This window comes from Hydrophilobacter chitinilyticus, from assembly GCF_049860745.1.
GTDB lineage: Bacteria > Pseudomonadota > Gammaproteobacteria > Burkholderiales > Burkholderiaceae_C > Rhodoferax_B.
In genome coordinates, this window is sequence record NZ_CP187561.1 from 4670049 (window position 1) to 4690958 (window position 20910).

At 63.1% G+C, this 20910-nt stretch carries 19 protein-coding genes; 11 read left to right on the forward strand and 8 right to left on the reverse strand.

The genetic code is table 11. From position 1 onward, the window contains the following. Nucleotides 1-972, reverse strand: coding sequence for a Bug family tripartite tricarboxylate transporter substrate binding protein (locus ACPWMG_RS20700; RefSeq protein ID WP_483301399.1), 972 nt, complete (start codon nt 970-972; stop codon nt 1-3). A gap of 281 nt (nt 973-1253) precedes the next feature. Between ACPWMG_RS20700 and ACPWMG_RS20705 the strand changes: the two genes are divergently transcribed. From ACPWMG_RS20705 to ACPWMG_RS20740, 8 genes are all read left to right on the forward strand, one after another. Further along, nucleotides 1254-2471 (forward strand): acyl-CoA dehydrogenase family protein, encoded by a 1218-nt coding sequence (locus tag ACPWMG_RS20705; protein ID WP_483301400.1) that lies wholly within the window; start codon nt 1254-1256, stop codon nt 2469-2471. A gap of 139 nt (nt 2472-2610) precedes the next feature. Continuing rightward, the gene (locus tag ACPWMG_RS20710; RefSeq protein WP_483301401.1) at nt 2611-3450 is read left to right on the forward strand and encodes a MetQ/NlpA family ABC transporter substrate-binding protein; all 840 of its coding nucleotides are present in this window, start codon (nt 2611-2613) and stop codon (nt 3448-3450) included. Continuing rightward, nucleotides 3447-4625 carry an acyl-CoA dehydrogenase family protein gene (locus ACPWMG_RS20715; protein ID WP_483301402.1) on the forward strand — a complete coding sequence of 393 codons (1179 nt, stop codon included), beginning with the start codon at nt 3447-3449 and terminating at the stop codon, nt 4623-4625. The genes ACPWMG_RS20710 and ACPWMG_RS20715 overlap by 4 nt, the downstream gene beginning before the upstream one ends. A gap of 44 nt (nt 4626-4669) precedes the next feature. Continuing rightward, nucleotides 4670-5014 (forward strand): DUF3088 domain-containing protein, encoded by a 345-nt coding sequence (locus tag ACPWMG_RS20720; RefSeq protein WP_483301403.1) that lies wholly within the window; start codon nt 4670-4672, stop codon nt 5012-5014. A gap of 40 nt (nt 5015-5054) precedes the next feature. After that, complete coding sequence (locus ACPWMG_RS20725; RefSeq protein WP_483301404.1) at nt 5055-6302, forward strand: acyl-CoA dehydrogenase family protein; 1248 nt, start codon at nt 5055-5057, stop codon at nt 6300-6302. Beyond that, the gene (locus ACPWMG_RS20730; RefSeq protein WP_483301405.1) at nt 6299-7657 is read left to right on the forward strand and encodes an LLM class flavin-dependent oxidoreductase; all 1359 of its coding nucleotides are present in this window, start codon (nt 6299-6301) and stop codon (nt 7655-7657) included. The genes ACPWMG_RS20725 and ACPWMG_RS20730 overlap by 4 nt, the downstream gene beginning before the upstream one ends. Before the next feature lie 29 nt (nt 7658-7686). Further along, the gene (locus ACPWMG_RS20735) at nt 7687-9084 is read left to right on the forward strand and encodes an LLM class flavin-dependent oxidoreductase (RefSeq protein ID WP_483301406.1); all 1398 of its coding nucleotides are present in this window, start codon (nt 7687-7689) and stop codon (nt 9082-9084) included. 16 nt (nt 9085-9100) lie between these two features. Next, nucleotides 9101-10567: a SidA/IucD/PvdA family monooxygenase gene (locus ACPWMG_RS20740; protein ID WP_483301407.1), complete on the forward strand. Its 1467-nt coding sequence runs from the start codon at nt 9101-9103 to the stop codon at nt 10565-10567. Nucleotides 10568-10609: 42 nt separating this feature from the next. Here ACPWMG_RS20740 and ACPWMG_RS20745 read toward each other — a convergent pair whose 3' ends face one another. The 6 genes from ACPWMG_RS20745 to ACPWMG_RS20770 all read right to left on the reverse strand — a co-directional run bounded on the left by ACPWMG_RS20745 (nt 10610) and on the right by ACPWMG_RS20770 (nt 16943). Then, nucleotides 10610-11443: a MetQ/NlpA family ABC transporter substrate-binding protein gene (locus tag ACPWMG_RS20745; RefSeq protein WP_483301408.1), complete on the reverse strand. Its 834-nt coding sequence runs from the start codon at nt 11441-11443 to the stop codon at nt 10610-10612. A gap of 51 nt (nt 11444-11494) precedes the next feature. After that, nucleotides 11495-12157: a methionine ABC transporter permease gene (locus tag ACPWMG_RS20750; protein ID WP_483301409.1), complete on the reverse strand. Its 663-nt coding sequence runs from the start codon at nt 12155-12157 to the stop codon at nt 11495-11497. Next, complete coding sequence (locus ACPWMG_RS20755; RefSeq protein WP_483301410.1) at nt 12150-13070, reverse strand: methionine ABC transporter ATP-binding protein; 921 nt, start codon at nt 13068-13070, stop codon at nt 12150-12152. The genes ACPWMG_RS20750 and ACPWMG_RS20755 overlap by 8 nt, the downstream gene beginning before the upstream one ends. A gap of 130 nt (nt 13071-13200) precedes the next feature. Beyond that, nucleotides 13201-14943 (reverse strand): ABC transporter ATP-binding protein, encoded by a 1743-nt coding sequence (locus ACPWMG_RS20760; RefSeq protein WP_483301411.1) that lies wholly within the window; start codon nt 14941-14943, stop codon nt 13201-13203. 1 nt (nt 14944) lies between these two features. Then, the gene (locus ACPWMG_RS20765) at nt 14945-15919 is read right to left on the reverse strand and encodes an ABC transporter permease (RefSeq protein ID WP_483301412.1); all 975 of its coding nucleotides are present in this window, start codon (nt 15917-15919) and stop codon (nt 14945-14947) included. Between the two features lie 40 nt (nt 15920-15959). Then, nucleotides 15960-16943 (reverse strand): ABC transporter permease, encoded by a 984-nt coding sequence (locus ACPWMG_RS20770; protein WP_483301413.1) that lies wholly within the window; start codon nt 16941-16943, stop codon nt 15960-15962. A 274-nt stretch (nt 16944-17217) separates the two neighbouring features. On the opposite strand from ACPWMG_RS20770, the gene ACPWMG_RS20775 reads away from it, so the two are divergent. After that, on the forward strand, nt 17218-17985 hold the full coding sequence (locus tag ACPWMG_RS20775) for a MetQ/NlpA family ABC transporter substrate-binding protein (protein ID WP_483305297.1): 768 nt from the start codon (nt 17218-17220) through the stop codon (nt 17983-17985). Nucleotides 17986-18056: 71 nt separating this feature from the next. Here ACPWMG_RS20775 and ACPWMG_RS20780 read toward each other — a convergent pair whose 3' ends face one another. Then, nucleotides 18057-18653, reverse strand: a complete 597-nt coding sequence (locus tag ACPWMG_RS20780; protein WP_483301414.1) for a malonic semialdehyde reductase — start codon at nt 18651-18653, stop codon at nt 18057-18059. A 219-nt stretch (nt 18654-18872) separates the two neighbouring features. Between ACPWMG_RS20780 and ACPWMG_RS20785 the strand changes: the two genes are divergently transcribed. After that, the gene (locus ACPWMG_RS20785) at nt 18873-20477 is read left to right on the forward strand and encodes an ABC transporter substrate-binding protein (RefSeq protein ID WP_483301415.1); all 1605 of its coding nucleotides are present in this window, start codon (nt 18873-18875) and stop codon (nt 20475-20477) included. A 137-nt stretch (nt 20478-20614) separates the two neighbouring features. Beyond that, nucleotides 20615-20821: a dodecin gene (locus ACPWMG_RS20790; RefSeq protein WP_483301416.1), complete on the forward strand. Its 207-nt coding sequence runs from the start codon at nt 20615-20617 to the stop codon at nt 20819-20821. The last annotated feature ends 89 nt before the right edge of the window (nt 20822-20910 follow it).

Sequence of the window (20910 nt, forward strand, 5' to 3'; positions counted from 1 at the left end):
TCAATCGAGTCGAATGTTGTTGGCTTGAATGACCTTGCCCCAACTGACGATGCTGTCTTCGATCACTTTTCGGAAAGCCTCGGGCGGGCCACCTGCCGGGTCAAACGCCTGCGCCAGCAACTGCTTGCGCACTTCAGGGTCTTGCAGCACGGCGTTGAACTCGCGGTTCAGCCGGTCGATGATGGGTTGTGGTGTGCCGGCCGGCGCGACAAAGCCTTGCCATGAATCGAAGTTGAAGTCGGGCAGGCCTTGCTCGACAAACGTGGGCACGTCGGGCAGTGCAGCCGAGCGTTTGGCGGTAGAGACACCCAGCGCGCGCAACTTGCCTTCGCGAATGAAGGGCAATGCGGGCGCAATCGTCACGATGATGCCGTCGGCATGGGCACCCAGCACGTCGGTCAGGGCCGGCTGAGCGCTGCGGTAGACCACGGGCTTCACCTGGATCTGCGCCTGGGTTTGGAGCAGCAGCACACCCAACTGGCCGGTGGTGCCCACGGCAGGCGAGGCCAGCGCGTATTTTCCTGGCTCGGTCTTCGCCAGTTGCAAAAACTCTTTCAGCGAACGCGCAGGCACGGCTGCGTTGACCGCAAACACCTGCGGCGACGAGATGGCGTGCACGATGGGCGCAAAGCTGGTGCGCGCATCAAACGGCAGCTTGGCAAACAGGGTTTGGTTGATGGAGATGCCATCGGCCGCCACCAGCAAGGTGTAGCCGTCTGGCGCCGCACGCGCCACCGCTTGTGCGGCAATGTTGCCAGCACCCCCCGGCTTGTTTTCAATGCTGACCGGCTGCCCCAGCCGAACCGACAACGCCTGCCCCACGATGCGGGCCAGGATGTCCGGGCTGCCGCCCGGGGCAGCGGGCACCACGATTTGGATGCCGCGCGAAGGATAGGTGTCGGCATGGCCTGCGTTGGCGAAGGTCAGGCCCGCAGTGAGCGCGAGCGCAAGACCGAGGAGAGATGGTTTCATGAGACTGCCTGTGGGTGATGGGTAGAGGGTAATGGCGGGTATGCCGCCACTTCTGACACCCAACTCTAGGCAGTCCATTCGTAAATTAGAACGAATGAATGGAAGCTTACTTATTTGAAAATCGTCTTAGTAGCACCCAGCCCTGCCGCGCACGCCACAGCCGGTTGACGCATAAGCAAAGACGAATAACGTGCTTCGCTTGGCACACAAGTTGACGGACAGTGGGGCCTTCGGCCTGCCGCCGCTGCGGTGGGCCAGCCTTTTTCTCCACGCCCCTGCCCATGTCCAGCACACACCCTACCGACAGCCAACTTGCGGAACGCTTCCGCCCTGTTTTCGACCGCATCGCCGAGGGCGCCGTTCAGCGCGAGAACCAGCGAGATCTCGCTTACGAGCCGGTGCAATGGCTGCGCGAAGCCGGCTTTGGTGCGTTGCGCGTGCCCGCGGCTTTGGGTGGCCTGGGCGCATCGGTGGAGCAATGGTTCGACCTGCTGATCGGGCTGGGTGAGGCCGATTCCAACCTGCCGCAAATCTTCCGCGCGCACTTTGGTTTTATTGAACGTTTGTACGCCGAGATCGACCCGCCCCTGCAAACGCAATGGCTGCGGCGCGCGGGCGAAGGCGTGGTGTATGGCAATGCCACCACAGAACGCGGCGAAGGCGCGCTCGGCACACTTAACACCACACTCACCCCGCTGCACAAGGCCTGGGTATTGAATGGCGACAAGTACTACAGCACCGGTACCTTGTATGCCGACTGGATTGCAGTCTCGGCCCAACGCATTGATGCTGCCGGCCAATCAAGCCGCGTGATCGCCTTGCTGCCCAAGGCTGCCGAAGGTGTGCGCTGCGACGACGACTGGCGCGGCTTTGGCCAGCGGCTGTCGGCATCGGGCACCACGCACTTCGAGAACGCGCTGGTCGATGGCGATCACGCGCTCACCTACCCGCGCGACCGCGCCACACCTATGACCGCGTACTTCCAGTTGATCCACCTGGCTACCCTGGCCGGCATTGCCCGCGCCATCGAGCGCGATGCGGTGGACTTTGTGCGCAAGCGCAAACGGGTGTACAGCAACGGCAGCGGCGCCACCGCCGCCGAAGATCCGCTAGTGCAGCAGGTGATTGGCCAACTGGCCAGCGCGGCGTTTGCAGCCGCGGCCATCGTGCGCTCTGCCGCGCAACCGCTGGGCGACATCGACCGCCTACGACAGGCCGGCCAGCCGATTCCCGAATCGCTGATCATCGAAGCCGAGCTGCGCACCGCCAAGGCCCACCCTGTGGTGGCCGACCTGGTGCTGAACGCCGCCACCCACTTGTTCGACGTGGGCGGCGCCTCGGCCCTGCAAGAAGACGTGCGGCTAGACCGCCACTGGCGCAACGCACGCACACTGGCCTCGCACAACCCCAGCATCTACAAGTCGCGCCTGGTGGGCGACCACGCCATCAACGGCACACGGCCTAGCTTTTATTGGTCGGTGGGTACCAGCAGCAACTGAAACATTGCGCTGCGTAGGCGGCTCAGCCGCTTGCATCCTTGTTTTGCATCTTTGCATGCGCGCAAATCTTCGTTTGCGCCGGTGCCGTCGGAACCTAGAGTCAAGTGATCTTTTGACTCACCTCACCGAACCACCTCTTATGAAACGCCATCTCTCCACCGCCCTGCGCAAACGCTTGTTGGGCCTGCTGCAAAACGCCGCCTTCGCGGCCATCGCGGCCTCTCTTTCCACCGCCGTGCTGGCCGCCGAAATCAGCATCGGCTTCATGCCCGGCCCTTACCGCGATGCGTTCACCAAGGGCATAGAGCCACTGCTGAAGCAACAGGGCTACAACATCAAATACGTGGAGTTCAGCCAGGGTGTGCAGCCCAACGACGCGGTGCAACGCGGCCAGATCGATGCCAACATTTTCCAGCACAGCCTGTACCTCAACGCCAGCAACCAGCAGCAAGGTTTTGACCTGGTGCCGGTGATCCAGGTGCCCACGCCGCCCATGGGGCTGTACTCGCAAAAACACAAGTCGCTCGACACCGTGCCCGAGGGCGCCACCGTCACCCTGCCGGCCGACCCGGTGAACGCCGCGCGTGCACTCAACATCTTGGCCGCCGTGGGCTGGGTACAACTCAAACCTGGTGTGAACCCCATCAGCGTGTCGGAGCGCGATGTGGTGGCCAACCCCAAGCGCCTGAAGCTGGTGCCGATTGACGCCGCCCAAGCCCCGCGCTCGCTGGCCGATGCCGACATCGCCGCCGTGCAGGGCAACTTTGCCGTGGCCTCGGGCCTGAAGCTCACCGAAGCACTGAAGCTCGAAGACATGACGCCACCTTACGTCAACGTGGTGGCGGTGAAGCGTGGCAACGTCGACGCCAAGTTTGCCAAGGACATTGCAGCCGCCTACCAGTCGGCCGAGTTCCAGCGCTTGTTCAAGGCCAACCCGGTCTGGTCGGGTTACCGCTTGCCTGAATATTTCGCCAAATGACCGCAGCCCAAGACGACAAGCTGCTGGCCACTGCCGTAGCGTTGCGGCAGTCTTTTCACCACGACGCCGTGGCCCGTGACCAGGCTGGCGGCCGGCCGGTGGCGCAGATCGCACTGCTGAAGCAAAGCGGCCTGCTCTCGGCGCGCATCCCCACCGAATACGGCGGCGGCGGCGCCTCTTGGGCAGCGGTGCTGCGCGTGGTGCGTGAGTTTGCGCGCACCGATGGTTCGCTCGCGCATCTGTTTGGCTACCACCATCTGCCGCTTCACACGCTGCTGGCGCGTGGCAGCACGGCTCAAAAATCGCGATGGCTGAGCCAGAGCGTGCAGCACCAGTGGCTGTGGAGCAACTCGGGCAACGCCTTGTCCAAAACCTCGTCGGCGCAGCGCGCGGGCGACGGCAAGGGCTGGGTGTTGAACGGGTTTCGGCCGTTTTCCAGCGGCACCCATGTGGCCGATGTCATCCAGGTCAGTTGGGAAAACAAGCAAGGCCAACGCCTCACCGGCGTGGTGCCGGCGCACCGGCCCGGCATCGTCATCGAAGACGATTGGGACGGCATTGGCCAACGCCAAACCGGCAGCGGCACGGTGACGTTTGAAGACGTGCAATTGCACGACGACGAGCTGCTGGGCCAGGCCGGTGACCCGCTCACGCCTTTTGTGTCGTTGACCTCATTGCTGCAGCAAGCCGTGCTGCTCAACGTGTTTGTGGGCAGCGCCCAAGGCGCGCTAGCCGAAGGCCGCGACTACACCAACACACACTCACGCCCGTGGATCCATTCCGGCGTGGAGCGCCATGTCGACGACCCGTGGATACAGCGCAAATACGGCGACCTGGCGATTCGCGTGCTCGCCGCCGTTGAACTGGCCGAACAGGCCGCGCGTTCGCTGGACGAGGCTTACGCCCATGGCCCCGCCCTCACCGAAGACCAGCGCGGCCGCGCCGCCATCGACCTGGCCGTAGCCAACCTCTATGCCGGTGAAACCGGCCTGGCGGTATCGAACGACGTGTTTGAGTTGATGGGTGCACGCTCTGCCACCACCGCCATTGGCTTCGACCGCTTCTGGCGCAACGTGCGCACACATACGCTGCACAACCCCGCCGAATACAAAAAACGCTCGGTCGGCACCTGGGCGCTGACCGGCGCCTACCCCGAGCCCGCGCTCTACCGCTAAGCCCGCTAGTACCCAGCACAACGCTTTCACTTTTCAGGATCACCATGTCACGCGACCGCCTCATCTTGCTTGCCCCCGGCTTTACCGACCCCAAACACGCGGGCGAAACCTTTGTCTGCCCACACGGCCTGCCCATCGAAGGCCTGCTGGCGGCCGACCCACAACGCGCAGCCGGGCTCGACGTGGAACGCGTAGGCTTCGCGCGCCCCCGCCCTGCCGTGATCGCCGCACTGGATGCCGACCACCAAGGCCTGCCCGTGCTGATCTTGGGTGATGCGCAGCCCGCACCGACAGACGCACAGACCCTGGGCAACACACGCTTCGTCACCGACTCGCGCCGCATTCTCGATCTGCTGGCCGAGCGCCACGGCTTCCCGCGCGTGCACTGAACTCGGCTTACTCAACAGAGTTCCAACAGAGGCCCGCCGCATGTCCGCCAATCTCGCCTACTTAGCACCAGCGGCCAGCCAAGCGCCGCCGCTGTTCGAGCCATCCACCGACAACCCTTTCATCGCCCGCGCCGTGCAACTGCGCGACCGCTTTGAAAAAGACGCCATTGCACGCGACCGCGCGGGCGGCAAACCCACGGCGCAAATCCAGGCACTGAAGGAACAGGGCCTGCTCGCACTGTTGCTGCCCAAAGCCTTTGGTGGCGAGGGCGAGAGTTGGTCAACCGCGCTGCGCATCGGCCGTCTGTTCGCGCAAGTGGATGGCTCGCTCGGCCACCTGTACGGCTACCACCATTTCAGCCTGCTCGGCATGACGCTGCGCGAAGACCCGGCCAAAACCGAAGACCTGTGGCGCCGCTCGGCAGAGGGCAACTGGTTCTGGGGCAACACCACCAACAGCTTTTCGCAAAGCCTGTTTGGCAAACGTAATGGTGAATGGTTTGTGCTCGAAGGTTATCGGCCGTTCACCTCGGGCTCACACGTGGCCGACCGCTTGGCCATCGCCTGGGAAGACGCCGACACTGGCGAGCGCCGCTTCGCCGCTATAGAGGCCAACCGCGAAGGCCTGGTGATCGAAAACGACTGGGACGGCATTGGCCAGCGGCAAACTGGTAGCGGCCGCGTGAGCTACCACGGTGTGCGTGTGCACCAGAGCGAGGTGCTGGGCGCACCCGTGCCGCTCAACCCCACCGGCGCCCCAGCCGAGCCCTACCGCACGCTCACCGCGCTGCTGCAGCAAAGTGTGCTGCTCAACGTGTTTGTGGGCACGGCTCAAGGCGCCTTGCGCGCCGCACGCGGCTACACCGTGCAGCATTCGCGCCCCTGGGTGCATTCAGGTGTGGAGCGCCACACCGACGACCCTTGGGTGCAACGCCAATACGGCGAGCTGTACGTTCAAACCCGCGCGGCCACAGCCCTGGCCGACCGCGCGCTGCTGGCCCTCGACCACGTCACCGCACGCGGCACGGCCCTCACCGCCGCAGAACGCGGCGAAGCGGCCGTGGCCATTGCTGTCGCGAATGTGTTGGCGGGCGAGGTGGCGCTCAAAGTCTCCAGCGAGATTTTTGAGGTGACCGGCGCGCGTTCTGCCGTGCGCCAACGTGGTCTCGATCGCTTTTGGCGCAACGCCCGCATCCACACGCTGCACAACCCAGCGGAATACAAGTCACGCAATGTCGGTCGCTGGTTTTTGGGCGAAGGACACCCCGAACCTGGAACCTTCCAATGACCCAAGCCCTCCTTTCGCCAAAGCCGCCGCGCCGCCTGCACCTCAACGTCAACATCCTGCACGCGGGTTTTGTGCCGTCCGCCTGGCGCCTGCCGAGCAGTGACCCGAACGCGTTTGTCGACGTGCAGCACTACATCCGCGTGGCACAAATCGCCGAGGCGGGCAAACTTGATGCGGTGTTTCTGGCCGACAACGCGGCCATCGTCGACCAGATCCACTTCCGCCCCATCACCGCGCTTGAGCCCACGGTGTTGCTGGCCATGGTGGCAGCGGCCACCACCCACATCGGGCTGATCGGCACCGCATCCAGCAGCTACAACGAGCCCTACAACATCGCGCGCCGCTTTGCCACGCTAGACCACGTGAGCCGTGGCCGCGCGGGCTGGAACGTGGTCACCACGGCCGACCTGCCCTCGGCCCGCAACTTCGGCCGCGACGCCGTGCCCGACCACGCCGAGCGTTACGCGCGTGCCGAAGAATTCACCAGCGTGGTCAAAGCCCTGTGGAACAGTTGGGAAGACGACGCTTTCATTGGCGACAAAGCCAGCGGCCGCTTCATCGACCCGGCCAAGGTGCACCCCATCAACCACCACGGCGACCACTTCTCGGTGCACGGCCCTTCCACCCTTCCCCGCTCGGTGCAAGGCCACCCGGTGGTGGTGCAGGCCGGCGGCTCGGCCGATGGCCGCGAGTTGGCCGCGCGCCATGCCGAGGCGGTGTTCTCGGCATCCCAATCGTTTGAAGAATCGCTGGCCTACGGGCGTGGGTTGAAGGCGCGTGCACAGGCGTTGGGCCGTGGGCCCGATGCGGTGAAGGTGCTGGCCGGGCTCACCACCATCATCGGCGCCACCGAGGCCGAGGCCCTTCGCCGCCGCGACGAACTGGTGGACTTGATTCCGTGGGACTACAGCCTCACGCGCCTAGCCGGCATTTTGGGCTTGACGCCCGACCAGTTGAAACTGGACGAACGCCTGCCCGACAACCTGGCCCTGCCCGGCAACGGCAATGGCAACCACACCTTCTTCAACGCCACGCTGGCCGTCGCGCGCCGCCACGGCTACACCGCCCGCCAAACCATCCGCGCGCTGGCCGGTGGTGGTGGCCACCGCGTGGTGGTGGGCACACCCGAGCAAATTGCCGACGACATTGCGCACTGGTTTGAAGGCGGCGCGGCCGATGGCTTCAACCTGATGCCCGACGCCCTGCCCGACGGCCTGCAAGACTTTGTCGACGGTGTGCTGCCCATCCTGCGGCGCCGTGGCCTTTTTCGCACCGAGTACGAAGGCACCACGCTGCGCGAGCACTTGGGCCTGCCACGGCCTTCAGGGCGCGACCCTGTGCGCCAAGCCGCTTAATCCAATTGCATTGCCGCGTCGCGACCAACATGACACAACGCAACGGAACCCTGAGCCTGGGCGCGTTTCTCTACCCTACGGGCCACCACATCGCCGCCTGGCGCCACCCCGAGTCACCTGCCGGTGCGGGCGTGAACTTCAAGCACTATGCGCAACTCGCACAGGCGGCAGAAGCGGCCAAGTTCGACCTGGTGTTTCTGGCCGACGGCGTGGGCACACGCGGTGAAGACGTGGACTTTCTGAGCCGCACCGCACACAGCTACCAGGCGCAGTTCGAGCCCATCACTTTGCTGTCAGCCCTGTCTTCGGTGACAGAGCGCATCGGCCTGGTGGCCACCGCCTCCACCAGCTTCAACGAGCCCTACCACGTGGCGCGCAAGTTCGCCTCGCTCGACCACCTCTCTGGCGGGCGCGCGGGCTGGAACCTGGTCACCTCGTCCAGCGCACACGAGGCGCGCAATTTCAACCGCGAAGAACACTTCGAGCATGCTGACCGCTATGGCCGCGCGTCGGAGTTTGCCGACGTGGTGGCGGCGCTGTGGAACAGCTGGGAAGACGACGCCTTTACCGTCGACAAAGCGGCCGGCCGCTTTTACGACCCGGCCAAGCGCCACGTGCCGCACCACAAAGGCGAGCACTTCTCGGTGCGCGGCCCGCTGAACGTGCCACGCTCGCCACAAGGCCACCCGGTGGTCGTGCAAGCCGGTTCATCAGAAGCCGGCAAGGAACTCGCCGCACGCACCGCCGAGGCGGTGTTCACTGCACAGCAAACGCTGGAAGACGCGGTTAGCTTTTATGCAGACCTCAAAGGCCGCTTGGCGAAATATGGCCGCGAGGCTGACGACCTGAAGGTGCTGCCCGGCGTGTTCCCGGTGGTGGGCCAAAGCGAAAGCGAGGCGCGCGAGAAGTTTGAGCAATTGCAGTCGCTGATCGACCCGGTGGTGGGCCTGGCCCTGGTCTCTGGTTTGACCGGGGGCTTTGACCTCTCGGGCTATCCGCTAGACAGCCCGATTCCGCCACTGCCCGAGACCAACGCCAGCAAGAGCCGCCAGCAATTGATGATCGACCTGGCCCGGCGCGAGAACCTGACCATTCGCCAGTTGTACCAACGCGTGGCCGGTGCACGCGGCCACTGGCAACTGGTGGGCACGCCTGAGCAAATTGTCGACCAGCTCGAAGAACGCTGGCGCCACTTTGGCGCCGACGGCTACAACATCATGGCCCCGGTGCTACCCGGCGGCTTGACTGACTTCATCCGCCTGGTACTGCCCGAGCTGCGCCGCCGTGGCCTGTTCCGCACCGAGTACAGCGGCAGCACGCTGCGCGACCACCTGGGGCTGAAGCGCCCGTTGCATCCCGCGCAGACCGCCCAAACGTCCACACCCGCCAAGGCTGAGCGTGAACCCGCCAGCGCTGACGCAAGCTGAATCAAATCTTTTAGTCATGCCCCATCCAAACGAATTTGCCCAACCCGACCATCTGGCCACCGAGACCTTGCGCCTGCTGGGCCCCGCGCCCGACAACTGGGTGCCCGACAGCCCCGGCATCGACCACAACGTGGCCATCATCGGCGGCGGCCAAAGCGGCGCGGCCTATGCCTTTGCGCTGCAGCGCGCGGGCATAGGCAGGGTCACCGTGCTGGATGCCGCGCCCAATGCAGCGCAGGCCGGTGTGTGGCGCACACGCGCCCGCATGCACAAGCTGCGCACACCGAAAAACCTGGTGGGGCCAGAGCTGGGCCTGCCCACGCTGGGCTTCCAAGCCTGGTTTGAAGCGCGGCACGGGGCAGAGGCCTATGCCGCCATCGACCGCATTCCGCGCACGGCGTGGGCCGACTACCTGGATTGGTTCCGCAGCTTCCTGGGGGTGGAGGTGCGCTACGGCACACGCGTGACCCGCATCGAGCCCGTGACCAACGGCGTGCTCAGCCACTTCAAGCTGCACCTTGAGGTGGATGGCCAACCACGCGTTGAGACCGCACGCAAAATCATCCTCGCCAATGGCGTGGCCGGCAACGGGGCGCCCTTTGTGCCTGCGGCCCTGGAGGCGGCGGTCGCCGCAGGGCGGGCCGCCCACACCGCAGACGCCATCGACTTCGCCGCATTGCGCGGCCGCACGGTGGCCGTGGTGGGTGCAGCAGCGTCGGCCTTTGATGCGGCAGCCACCGCGCTCGAAGCGGGCGCAAAAGCCGTGCACTTGTTCGCACGGCGTGAGCACATTGCGTCTACACCCGTGTCCAAGGTGCGCGCCTACCCCGGCATCTACGACAACTACCACGCGCTGCCCGATGCCGTGCGTTGGCAGCAAGCGTTGCGTTACCGCCGCGCGGGCTCCACACCGCCAGCCGATTCGGTGGAGCGGGTGTTGAAGTTCGCCAATTTCCACCTGCATCTGGCCGCACCCTGGCAGTCGGCATCGGTTGACGCCGAAGGCATCGAGGCGCAGGTGGGCGATGAAGTGTTTCGTTTTGATTTCGCCATCGCCGGCACCGGCTACCGCGTGGAACCCAGCGCCCGGCCCGAGCTGGCCGAGATTGCGCCGCACATCCTGCGCTGGCGCGACCAGTACCAAGCACCAGCCGATGCGCGCGATGACGAACTCGCCGCCTCGCCCTACCTCGGCGCGGGCCTGCACTATCTGGAAAAGCAGCCTGGCAGCGCGCCGTGGTTGCGCAACATCCATGTGCAGAACCCTGCAGGATTCGCCAGCACCGGTGTGCCGCTAGGCGACGTGCCGAGCATGCGCCGCGACATTCCGGCTGCCGTGGCGCAGATCAGCCGCGACTTCGCGCTGGCCGACTTGTCCGCACACCAACGCCGCATCGAAGCGGACGTGGCCCCGGACTACGGCCCCGAGCTGTATGCCCGCGCGGTGTGGCAACGCAGCGCGGCCCCCAGTTTGGTGGACTAAGTTCTAACCGGCCCAGCCCTCAGCGGGCAGGGCCGGCTTGGTTTACTGCAGGAATGAGGGCTTGGCGTAACCCTGGAAGCGCGCATCCACCACCGCCTTGTATTCCTTCGAGCGGTAGGCTTCCACCAGGTCGTTGGCCCATGGCGCATCTTTGTCGCCACGCTTCACTGCCACCACGTTCAAGTAGTGCTCAGGCGTTTTCTCCAGCACCACGGCCTCAGTGAGCTTCAGCCCGGACGAGATCGCGAAGTTGCCGTTGATGATGGCGTATTCGCTGTCACCCAGTGAACGCGGCAGCTGCGCGGCTTCCAGCGGAATGAACTTCAGCTTGTGTGGATTCTCGGCAATGTCTTTCTCAGAAGCACGAATCGGGTCGATGCCCGGCTTCAACGTCACCAGCTTTTTTTGCTCCAGCAGCACCAGTGCACGCGCCAGGTTGCTCGGGTCATTAGGCAAAGTCACACGGTCGCCTTCTTTCACTTCGGCCAAGGTTTTGCGGCGCGTGGAGTAAACCCCCAGAGGCGCAATCGGGCCTTGCACTAGTTCCACGATGTCGAGCTTTTGGTCGGTGGCAAACTTCTGCAGGTAAATGCGGTGCTGGAAGAAATTGGCATCCAGCGAGCCCTGCGCCAGCGCCTGGTTGGGCTGCACGTAGTCGTTGAACTCGACCAGCTTCACGCGGTAGCCCTTCTTCTCCAGAAGCGGCACGATGCCAAACTTCAGTTGGTCGATGTTGGAGCCGGCGGTGCCACCAATCACCAAATCTTTTTTGGCAGCGGGAGCCTGCGCTTGCGCGGTCATCCACAGGCTGCCCGTGAGCAAGGCGGCTATCGATACCACAAGAGCGGAACGGCGGGTCAAAGATGGTTTAGACATAGCGTTAAAAGTTAAGAATGAACGGGAAGAATTGACGAAGAAAGTCGGGCTTCAACGCTTGTCCAACCGGCGCGCCAGCGTGTTGCCCACAAACTGCAGGCTCTGCACCAGCACCACCAGCAAGGCGACGGTGAGCACCATCACATCGGTCTGAAAGCGGTAGTAGCCATAACGAATAGCCAAGTCGCCAATGCCACCGCCGCCCACCACACCGGCAATCGCCGAATACGACAAGAAGCTCACGGCCAGCACCGTCAACGCCAGCACCAGGCCAGAACGCGCCTCGACAATCAACACGCGCCACACAATCTGCAACTCAGAAGCGCCCATGGCGTGGGCCGCCTCGATCACGCCACGCGGCACCTCGCGCAAGCTCTGGTCAACCAGGCGCGCAAAGTACGGAATCGCCGCAAACGACAACGGAACCGAAGCCGCCAGCGGCCCGATGGAAGTGCCCGCAATCACGCGCGTGAACGGCACCAGCGCCACCAGCAAAATGATGAACGGGAACGAACGCACCGTGTTGACCAGCCAGTTCAGCACCAGGAAGGCCGGCCGGTTGTCCAGCGATTGGCCGGGGCCAAGCAAAAACAACAAGATGCCCAGCGGGCCGCCGATCAGCAGCGCGGCCGACAAACCAATGGCCAGCATCAGAAAGGTTTGCCCGGTGGAAACCCACAGCTCCGGCAAAATGGCGAGCAGGTTTTCAGACATGGGCGACTCCTCGGATGAAGGCTGGTGTAGGGGTAGCGGCAGCGGCAGGCACAGCGTGAAGCGACTGAGTGGTGGGCGTGGATTTCAGATGCGCACCCTCTGCATCACGTTCTTCACGCGCCTCACGTTCGCGGCGTCGCACCAAGGCGTCGATCTCTCGGCCCAGCGCGGTTTGCCGTGCCTCAGCCGGCGCATCCACCGCAAACTGTTCAATCAGCCGGCCGTTCTCCAGCACCGCCACCTTCTGGCACAACACTTCAACTACCGAGAGTTCGTGCGTCACGATCACAATCGTCACGCCAATCTTCTGGTTGATGTCGCGCAGGGTTTCCAGCAGGTCGCGCGTGGTTTCACTGTCCAGCGCCGAAGTGGGTTCGTCGCACAGCAACACCTGGGGCCTGGGGGCCAAGGCACGTGCAATCGCCACGCGCTGTTTCTGCCCGCCTGAGAGTTGCGCCGGGTAGCTGTCGATCTTTTGCGACAAGCCCACCAACGCCAGGCATTCACGCACCCGCGTATCAATCTCGGCGCGGCTGTGGCGGCCATGGATCTTCAACGGGAAAGCCACGTTGTCGAACACCGTGGCGTTCTGGATCAGGTTGAACTGCTGAAAAATCATGCCGATGTTTTGCCGCGTGTCGCGCAGCTCGCGCCGCGACAGCGTGGTCAGGTCGCGCCCGCCCACCAACACCTGGCCGGCATCGGGCCGCTCCAGCAGGTTGATCAAGCGCAACAAGGTCGACTTGCCCGCGCCGCTTTTGCCGATGAGGCCGAAGACGTCGCCCTGTGAAATGTCGAGCGACAGCGACTGCACGGCATCAAACACTTCGCCGTTGGGCAAAGCGAAGGACTTCTGCACACCGGCCAGCCGGATCAGCGGCACGGGGGATGGAGTGGATTGGGGGCTGGTCATGTTGGCTAGGGTTGAATACCTGAACGCTAAACGCGCGAGTATGCGAACAGCCCGCTAGAAACCCAACGAACGAATCAGCCGCTGCTTATGCCTTTTTCAAGTAAGGCCCCGTAGCGAACTTCCGGTGCCCTCAAGCCGCCTTACGGCGCTCCTCCCCAGGCACCGAGGCGATCAGGCTGCGCGTGTAAGGGTGTTGTGGCCGATCCCAAATGTCTTGGTGGCTACCGGTCTCGACGATCTTGCCTTTGTGCATCACCATCACGCGATCGGCAAAATAGCGCACCACCGACAAGTCGTGTGAGATGAACAGATACGACAGCCCGAAGTCCTCTTTCAGCTCTACCAGCAGGTTCAAAATTTGCGCCTGCACCGACACGTCGAGCGCCGACACCGGCTCGTCCAGCACCACCAGCGAGGGCCGCACCACCAGCGCGCGCGCAATGCCAATGCGTTGGCGCTGGCCGCCAGAAAACTCGTTGGGGTAGCGGCTGGCCGCATCACTTGGCAGGCCCACACGATCCAGAATGGCGGCGATGCGTTTGCGGCGCTCTTCCTTGGCGTCTACGCCATGCACCACCAGCACCGAGTCCAAAATATCGAACACGCTGCGCCGTGGGTTGAGCGAAGCGTACGGGTCTTGAAACACCATCTGCACGCGCTTGCGCCAAGGTTTGAGCGCGCGCGTGCTCAGCGGCGCGATGTCGGTGCCGTCGAACACAATGCGCCCACTGGTGGGCTGCACCAGCCGCAGCAAGGTGCGCGAAAGGGTGGACTTGCCGCAACCCGACTCACCCACCAAGCCTAGAGTTTCACCAGCGCCAATGTCGAACGACACACCATCCACGGCATGCAACACACCACCTTGGCGCAAGGGGTAATCGGTGCGCAGGTCTTGTACGGAGAGCAAGGACGGCACCGACGTGTTCAGGTGCGCAACCTCCAGCGACGCCACACGGGGCGCCACTGTCGGTACAGTCGGTACATGCAGCGCAAAGTTGCGGATGTGCGTGACGGCATCCACACTCACACGGCTCTCGGGCAGGCGCTCTTCGGTGTAGTGCAGCGACCGCCCGGCGTGCAAAGAAGCTCCCAACAAGCCCTTGGTGTAGGCGTGCGCGGGGTGGGCAAAGAGTTGCGCGGTAGGCGCCTCTTCCACCTTTTCTCCGCCGTACATCACCGCCACGCGGTCGGCCCATTGAGCCACCAAGCCAAGGTCGTGGGTGATGAGCAGCAGCGCCATGTTGAACTCGCGGCGCAGGCCGTCGAGCAACTCCAGAATTTGCGCCTGCACCGTCACGTCCAGCGCAGTGGTGGGTTCGTCGGCCACCAACAATCGGGGGCGGCAAGCCACGGCCATGGCGATCATCACGCGCTGGCGCTGGCCGCCCGACAGGTTGTGCGGATGGTCGTCGATGCGGCGGTGTGGATCGGGAATGCGCACCAGGTCGAGCAGCTCGACCGCACGCTTGCGCGCCGCCAGTGCAGACAGGTCTTCGTGCCGGCGCAGCGTCTCAATGATTTGCGCGCCGATGGTGTGCACCGGGTTGAGCGAGGTCATGGGCTCCTGGAACACCATGGAGACATCGCGGCCGCGCAGCGCACGCAACTCGGCCGGTGGTAGCGCCAGGATGTCGCGCCCGTCAAAATAGATGTTGCCACGCAAGCTGGCACCCGGCGCCAACAACCGCAGCACCGCCAAGGCAGTGGTCGATTTGCCGCAACCTGACTCGCCCACCAGGGCCAAGGTTTCGCCGCGTTGAATGCTCAGGTTGAGCCCGCGCACAGCCTGGATGGGCCCTTGCGAACCTCTGAAGCTGATGTCTAGCCCGCGAATATCGAGCAAGGGAGACGATGGCACAAGATCTAGACTCATCTCAACGGCCTCTCAAGCGGGGGTTGAAGGCGTCGTTCAAACCGTCGCCTACCAGGTTCAGTGCCAGCACCGTCAACACGATGGCCGCGCCGGGCAGCGCTGTGAGGTACCACGCGGTGCGCAACAGCTCGCGGCCTTCGCCGATCATGCTGCCCCACGACACCGCATTCGGGTCGCCCATGCCGAGAAACGACAACGCCAACTCGATCAAGATTGCACTCGCCACCAACACCGAGGTGGTGACGATGACCGGCGGCAGCGCGTTCGGCAGCATCTCTTGCAGCATGATGCGCAGGTGGCTGAAGCCCTGGCTGCGCGCGGCCAACACAAACTCGGCTTCGCGCAGCGTGCGGAACTCGGCACGCACCAAACGCGCAATCACCGGCCACGACGCCAGGCCAATGGCCAGCACAATCACCTTCACCGAGGGCTGCCCAATGGCCACCACCACAATCACAAACAAGAACGACGGCACGGTCTGGAACAGCTCGGTAATGCGCACCAACACATCGTCGATAAAACCGCCGAAGTAACCCGCCGTGGCCCCCACCACAATGCCGATGAACAGGCTGAGCACGGCGGCCACCACCCCCACGGCCAGCGACACGCGGGCGCCATGGGCAATGCCTGCCAGCACATCGCGCCCCATGGAGTCGCTGCCCAAGGGGTACGCTGCATCTTGGCCCGGCCACAGCAACGGTGTGGCCACCATGTCGAGCGGGTCGCCAGGGAATAGCAGCGGCGCGGCCAGCGCCAGGATCAACACACCCAGCAACAGCACCACACCGGCTACGGCAGCGGGGTTGCGCACGAAGGCGCGCAAGGCGGCATGGCGGCCAGCTTGTGTGGGCGCGACCAGGGCCGATGTGCTGGAGCACGCAAACCATTGCGTGGCGCGGCTCCACCAGGCTTTTATTGGGTTGTCGCGCACCAGGGGTTGGGTGGCGGCACCCTCAACGGGAAATGGAGTAGACATGGCAGATGGGATCTAAATAGGCAGAGAAGAGTTGCTGGGTTCAACGCAACTGAATTCGCGGATCCAGCCAGGCGTGCAGCAAGTCCACCAGCATGTTGGCCACGATCACCAGCAACGACGACAGCAACAAAATACCCAGCAGCACGGTGTAGTCGCGCGCCATCACCGATTCAAAAGCCAGCCGCCCCAGGCCGGGCCAACTGAAGACCGTTTCGACCACCACTGCGCCACCTAGCAGCGTGCCGAAGTGCATGCCCGCCACCGTGGTGACGGGGATCAAAGCATTGCGCAACACGTGGTGAAAGGTGACGGCCAACGGGTGCAGGCCCTTGGCCTCTGCGGTGCGCACAAAATCCTGCCGGCTCACTTCCAGCATCGAAGCGCGTGTGAGCCGCGAAAAAATGGCAATGTAGAAACCAGACATGGCCAACGCCGGCAACACCAGGTGCCGCACCGTATCGGCCACACTGGCCCAGCCGGTGTAACCCACGCCGATGCTGCCGCTGCCGCCCGTAGGCAACCAGCCCAGGTGCACCGAGAACAGCACAATCGCCATCAGGCCAAGCCAGAAGCCGGGTGTGGAATACAACAGCAAGGCGAGCACCGACAACACGCGGTCGGGCCAGCGCCCCACACGGCTTGCCATCACGCTGCCCAACAAGATGCCTACGGCCAGTGCCGTGCCCAACGCGGCCAGCATCAGCAGCAGCGTGTTGCCCAGGCGTGCGCCGATCAGCGTGGTGACGGGCAGGTTGTAGCGTGGCGATGTGCCCAGGCTGAAGTGCGCCAAGTTGTTCAAGTAGGCAGCCAACTGGTGCAGCACCGGAAGGTCGAGCCCGAAGTGGCTGCGCAGTTGCGCCATGGTCTCCGCCGTAGCCGCGCCAGACTCTGCCGCAATCACATCGGCCGCGTCGCCCGGCACCAATTGCAGCAGGCAAAAATTGAGAATGACCACGCTGATGACGGTGGGTATGGCTTGCCATACCGTGCGCCTGACGACGCGGCCGGCTTTGAGGAGATGCATGTTGGGGGTCTGCTGAAAGGGAAAAGGAACCAGTGGGCTATCGCACAGCATAGGAGCCGACCTAGCGCCACACAACGAAGGAAAGCGCATAAGCAAAAGCCTTTCCCGCGCGCTGCCATCCATCCAGCATCGGGCGCATAAGAACATGCGGGATTCTTCGTTCCCCCGAATGCACCAACGTGGGACATTCGCTGCACTTCAACTTCGGAATGATTTCCACATGACACGCTCCCTGACCCGCCGCCGCACCGCCCTGGCCATTGCTTCCATCGCCATGGGCCTGATGGCCTTGACCGGCACTAGCCATGCGCAAGACAAAAAGACGCTGAAGGTCGGCATTTCGGTGGGCACCGCCGAGCAGATCTTTGACGTGGTGAAGCGCGTGGCGGCACGCGACGGCTTGACGCTGGACGTGGTGGTGTTCAACGACTACCAATTGCCTAACGCCGCACTGGCGGCTGGTGATTTGGACGCCAATGCGTTCCAGCACCAACCCTTCCTCGACAACCAGAACAAGGCGCGTGGCTTTGACATCGTGCCCGTGGGCCTGACCATCACGGCGCCGCTGGGCTTTTACTCGCGCAAGATCAAGTCGATTGATGCGCTGCCCGAAGGCGCATCGGTGGGCATCCAGAACGACCCGTCGAACGGTAACCGCTCGCTGCTGTTGCTGCAGAGCGCCGGGCTGATCACGCTCAAACCTGAAGCTGTGAAGAACAACAACGCCACACCGCTCGACGTGTTGACCAACCCCAAGAAGCTGAAGCTGGTGGCGCTGGACGCCGCGCAATTGCCACGTTCGCTGGACGACTTGACGATTGCCTCCATCAACAACGACTACGCTGAAAAGGCCGGCCTCACGCTGGCCAAAGATGCGGTGATCAAAGAGTCGCCCAAGGGCCCTTACGCCAACATCATCGCCGTGCGCCAGGCCGACAAAGACAAGCCATGGACCAAGCGCCTGGTAGCCGCTTACCAGTCGCCTGAAGTGAAGCAGTTCATTGAATCGAAGTTCAACGGCGCCTTGGTTCCAGCGTTCTAATGCAAAACCCCGGCCTGCCTTGCGGCAGTCCGGGGTTTCAATGGCCTAGATAAATGGCTTAAACGAACGGCTTAAACGATCTGTGCCACTTCGTTGAAGCTCAGGCGCGGCCCACGTGGGTGCGTGCCGCTGTGGTCGGCCACACCCAAGTTGATCAAGAAGTTGGCCTGGTAGCGGCCATCAGGGAAGAAGGCCTTGTTCACCGCAGCAGCATCAAAGCCCGATTGCGCACCGGCGTCCAAACCCAAAGCTCTGGCCGCCAAGATCAAGTACGCGCCCTGCAAACTGGCATTGCGGAAGGCAGTGGACTGGGCCGCTTCAGCGCTGTTCTCGAAAATAGGCTTGGCGTCGTAAGCAGGGAACTGCAATGGCAGGTGCTCGTAGAAACGGCTGTCTTGCGCCACGATCACCGTCACGCCTGCTGCTTCGGTCTGCTTCTTGTTGCCACCAGAAACCGCGCCCAGCAGCTTCTCTTTGGCTTCAGGGCTGCGCACAAACACATAACGTGCGGGTTGGGCGTTGAACGCCGTGGGGCCCCATTTCAACAGGTCGTAGAGCTGGTGCAGCGTGGCGTCGCTGATGGGCACGGGCTGGAACGCGTGCACGGTGCGGGCATCGCGGAATAGGCGGTTGAGGGATTCTTCCGGCAGCGCGTGGAGTTGGCTCATGGTGTGTGCTTTCTATCTAGAAGTCGGCGCCAGCAATGGTGGACGCACCAGCGTCATTCTGCGCAACAAACAGCCAAAGGCGAACTGCGGATCGGTAGCTTAGATAGAAGAAAAATGCCGCAACAAGAATGTAGTTTCGTTGCGCCGAAATGTTCTTTGCCGACGTCCAAACGCGCCCCTAGATTCGACCTCTTTCACTACATCGACAGAGGGAGTTTCATGCGTTTTTCGAAGATTTCCAAGCCGCTGCTGAGCCGCTGCACCTCAGTCTTGGTCGTGGCAGGTTTGTTGTCCATGGGGGCCTTGACAGCACACGCTCAACCCAAAGCTGGCGGCACCCTGAACTGGGTGGTCAACCCCGTGCCCTCCTCCATCGTGCCCCTGACCACCACCGCCGGTGGCAACACCGAAATCGGCCCGAAGATCGTCGAAGGCCTGCTCACTTACGACTACGACCTCAAACCCAAGCCACTGCTCGCCACCGCCTGGAACGTGAGCAAAGACGGCTTGCAATACCGCTTTGATTTGCGCAAGGGCGTGAAGTGGCACGACGGGCGCGACTTCACCTCGGCCGATGTGGCATTCTCCATCTTGACGCTGAAGCAGGTGCACCCGCGCGGCCGTGGCAGCTTTGCCAACGTGGTGGAAGTCAAAACACCCGACGCAAACACCGCCATCATTGTGCTGAGCAAACCGTCGCCCTTCTTGCTGACCGCGCTGGCCGCAGCCGAGTCGCCCATCGTGCCCAAGCACTTGTATGAAGGCACCGACATTGCAACCAACAAATACAACAGCAGCCCCATCGGCACCGGGCCGTTCATCTTCAAAGAATGGGCGCAAGGCAGCCACGTGATCCTGGAGCGCAACCCCAATTACTGGGACAAACCCAAACCCTACCTCGACCGCATCGTGGTGCGTTTCATCACCGATGGGGTGGCGCGTGCCGCCGCACTCGAATCTGGCGGTGCCGACCTCGGCGCTGGTGCCGCAGGTGTGCCACTGGCCGACGTGGAACGCTTCAAGAAGCTGCCCAACCTAAACGTCGATTCACGCAACTGGCCTTATGTGGGCGACCACCAGCAGCTCTACTTCAACCTCGACACACCAGCATTGCAAAACATCGAAGTGCGTCGCGCCATTGCGCAGGCCATCGACGTCAACGCCTTTGCCAAGACGGTGTGGTTTGGCTACGGCAAGCTCTCGGCCTCGCCCATTGGCACGCTGCAAAGCCGCTACCACGACAGCAGCATCCAGCCCTACCCCTACAACCCCAAGCAAGCCGAAGCGGCGCTGGATGCGGCGGGTTTCAAACGCGATGCCTCGGGCACACGGCTGAAGCTGCGCCTGCTGTTCAACCCGTTTGTGGAGCGCCGGGCGGCTGACTTTGTGCGCCAGTCGCTGGGGCGCATTGGCGTTGAAGCCAACATCGAGAGCTACGACTTCGCCACCTACGTGACCAAGGCTTACACTGACCGCGCGTTCGACATCACGTTTGAGTCACTCACCAACATTTTTGACCCGTCGGTGGGCGTGCAGCGCATCTTCTGGTCGAAGAACTTCAAGGTGGGCCTGCCGTTCTCCAACGCGCCACACTATGTGAACCCCGAAGTCGACAAGCTGCTGGAAGCGGCTGCGGTGGAAGTGGACGAAGCCCGCCGCCGCGAACTATTTGTGCAGTTCCAGAAAGCGGTGCACGACGACATTCCATCGATTGAAGTCGGCGCCAACCCGAACATCACCGTCAGCGCCAAGAAGGTGCGCGACTACGCCCCCACGGGTGAAGGTTTGCGCGGCAGCTTCTCTGAGCTTTATCTGCAGCCTTGAACGGGCCTGCGTCCGCACACCAGCGCGGGCACATAACCGGGAACATAACCCTTTGCCGGCAGTGGATGAGCTGCCGGCTGGTGCAGATGCGGAGTACCGTGATCCTGATCTGAAGTCGATTTTTTAAAGGAAACCCTATGTCTAGCCACGTCTACAAAACAATTGAACTCACCGGCTCGTCGCCCACCAGCATCGAACAAGCGGTTGAAACGGCCATCAGCAAGGCCAGCGAAACCATCCGCAACATCCATTGGTTCAACGTGATTGAAACGCGCGGCCATGTAGAGAACGGCAAGGTCGCACACTGGCAGGTCACGCTGAAGGTTGGCTTTACCTTGGAGTAAACCGAGCCACGAGCACCAACGTCAACGAAGCGTATATCGTTGAACGGATTTCTTCTTTGTGTGCCGCGCCACGGCTGTTTAGAGTGAAG

Excerpts from the sequence above, each read along its gene's own strand:
- ACPWMG_RS20770 (WP_483301413.1), bottom strand. The coding sequence starts at position 16,943 with ATGCATCTCCTCAAAGCCGGCCGCGTCGTCAGGCGCACGGTATGGCAA.
- ACPWMG_RS20725 (WP_483301404.1), top strand. The coding sequence starts at position 5,055 with ATGTCCGCCAATCTCGCCTACTTAGCACCAGCGGCCAGCCAAGCGCCG.
- ACPWMG_RS20750 (WP_483301409.1), bottom strand. The coding sequence starts at position 12,157 with ATGTCTGAAAACCTGCTCGCCATTTTGCCGGAGCTGTGGGTTTCCACC.
- ACPWMG_RS20775 (WP_483305297.1), top strand. The coding sequence starts at position 17,218 with ATGGGCCTGATGGCCTTGACCGGCACTAGCCATGCGCAAGACAAAAAG.
- ACPWMG_RS20715 (WP_483301402.1), top strand. The coding sequence starts at position 3,447 with ATGACCGCAGCCCAAGACGACAAGCTGCTGGCCACTGCCGTAGCGTTG.
- ACPWMG_RS20705 (WP_483301400.1), top strand. The coding sequence starts at position 1,254 with ATGTCCAGCACACACCCTACCGACAGCCAACTTGCGGAACGCTTCCGC.
- ACPWMG_RS20760 (WP_483301411.1), bottom strand. The coding sequence starts at position 14,943 with ATGAGTCTAGATCTTGTGCCATCGTCTCCCTTGCTCGATATTCGCGGG.
- ACPWMG_RS20745 (WP_483301408.1), bottom strand. The coding sequence starts at position 11,443 with ATGTCTAAACCATCTTTGACCCGCCGTTCCGCTCTTGTGGTATCGATA.
- ACPWMG_RS20710 (WP_483301401.1), top strand. The coding sequence starts at position 2,611 with ATGAAACGCCATCTCTCCACCGCCCTGCGCAAACGCTTGTTGGGCCTG.
- ACPWMG_RS20740 (WP_483301407.1), top strand. The coding sequence starts at position 9,101 with ATGCCCCATCCAAACGAATTTGCCCAACCCGACCATCTGGCCACCGAG.
- ACPWMG_RS20730 (WP_483301405.1), top strand. The coding sequence starts at position 6,299 with ATGACCCAAGCCCTCCTTTCGCCAAAGCCGCCGCGCCGCCTGCACCTC.
- ACPWMG_RS20755 (WP_483301410.1), bottom strand. The coding sequence starts at position 13,070 with ATGACCAGCCCCCAATCCACTCCATCCCCCGTGCCGCTGATCCGGCTG.
- ACPWMG_RS20790 (WP_483301416.1), top strand. The coding sequence starts at position 20,615 with ATGTCTAGCCACGTCTACAAAACAATTGAACTCACCGGCTCGTCGCCC.
- ACPWMG_RS20700 (WP_483301399.1), bottom strand. The coding sequence starts at position 972 with ATGAAACCATCTCTCCTCGGTCTTGCGCTCGCGCTCACTGCGGGCCTG.
- ACPWMG_RS20780 (WP_483301414.1), bottom strand. The coding sequence starts at position 18,653 with ATGAGCCAACTCCACGCGCTGCCGGAAGAATCCCTCAACCGCCTATTC.
- ACPWMG_RS20735 (WP_483301406.1), top strand. The coding sequence starts at position 7,687 with ATGACACAACGCAACGGAACCCTGAGCCTGGGCGCGTTTCTCTACCCT.
- ACPWMG_RS20785 (WP_483301415.1), top strand. The coding sequence starts at position 18,873 with ATGCGTTTTTCGAAGATTTCCAAGCCGCTGCTGAGCCGCTGCACCTCA.
- ACPWMG_RS20765 (WP_483301412.1), bottom strand. The coding sequence starts at position 15,919 with ATGTCTACTCCATTTCCCGTTGAGGGTGCCGCCACCCAACCCCTGGTG.
- ACPWMG_RS20720 (WP_483301403.1), top strand. The coding sequence starts at position 4,670 with ATGTCACGCGACCGCCTCATCTTGCTTGCCCCCGGCTTTACCGACCCC.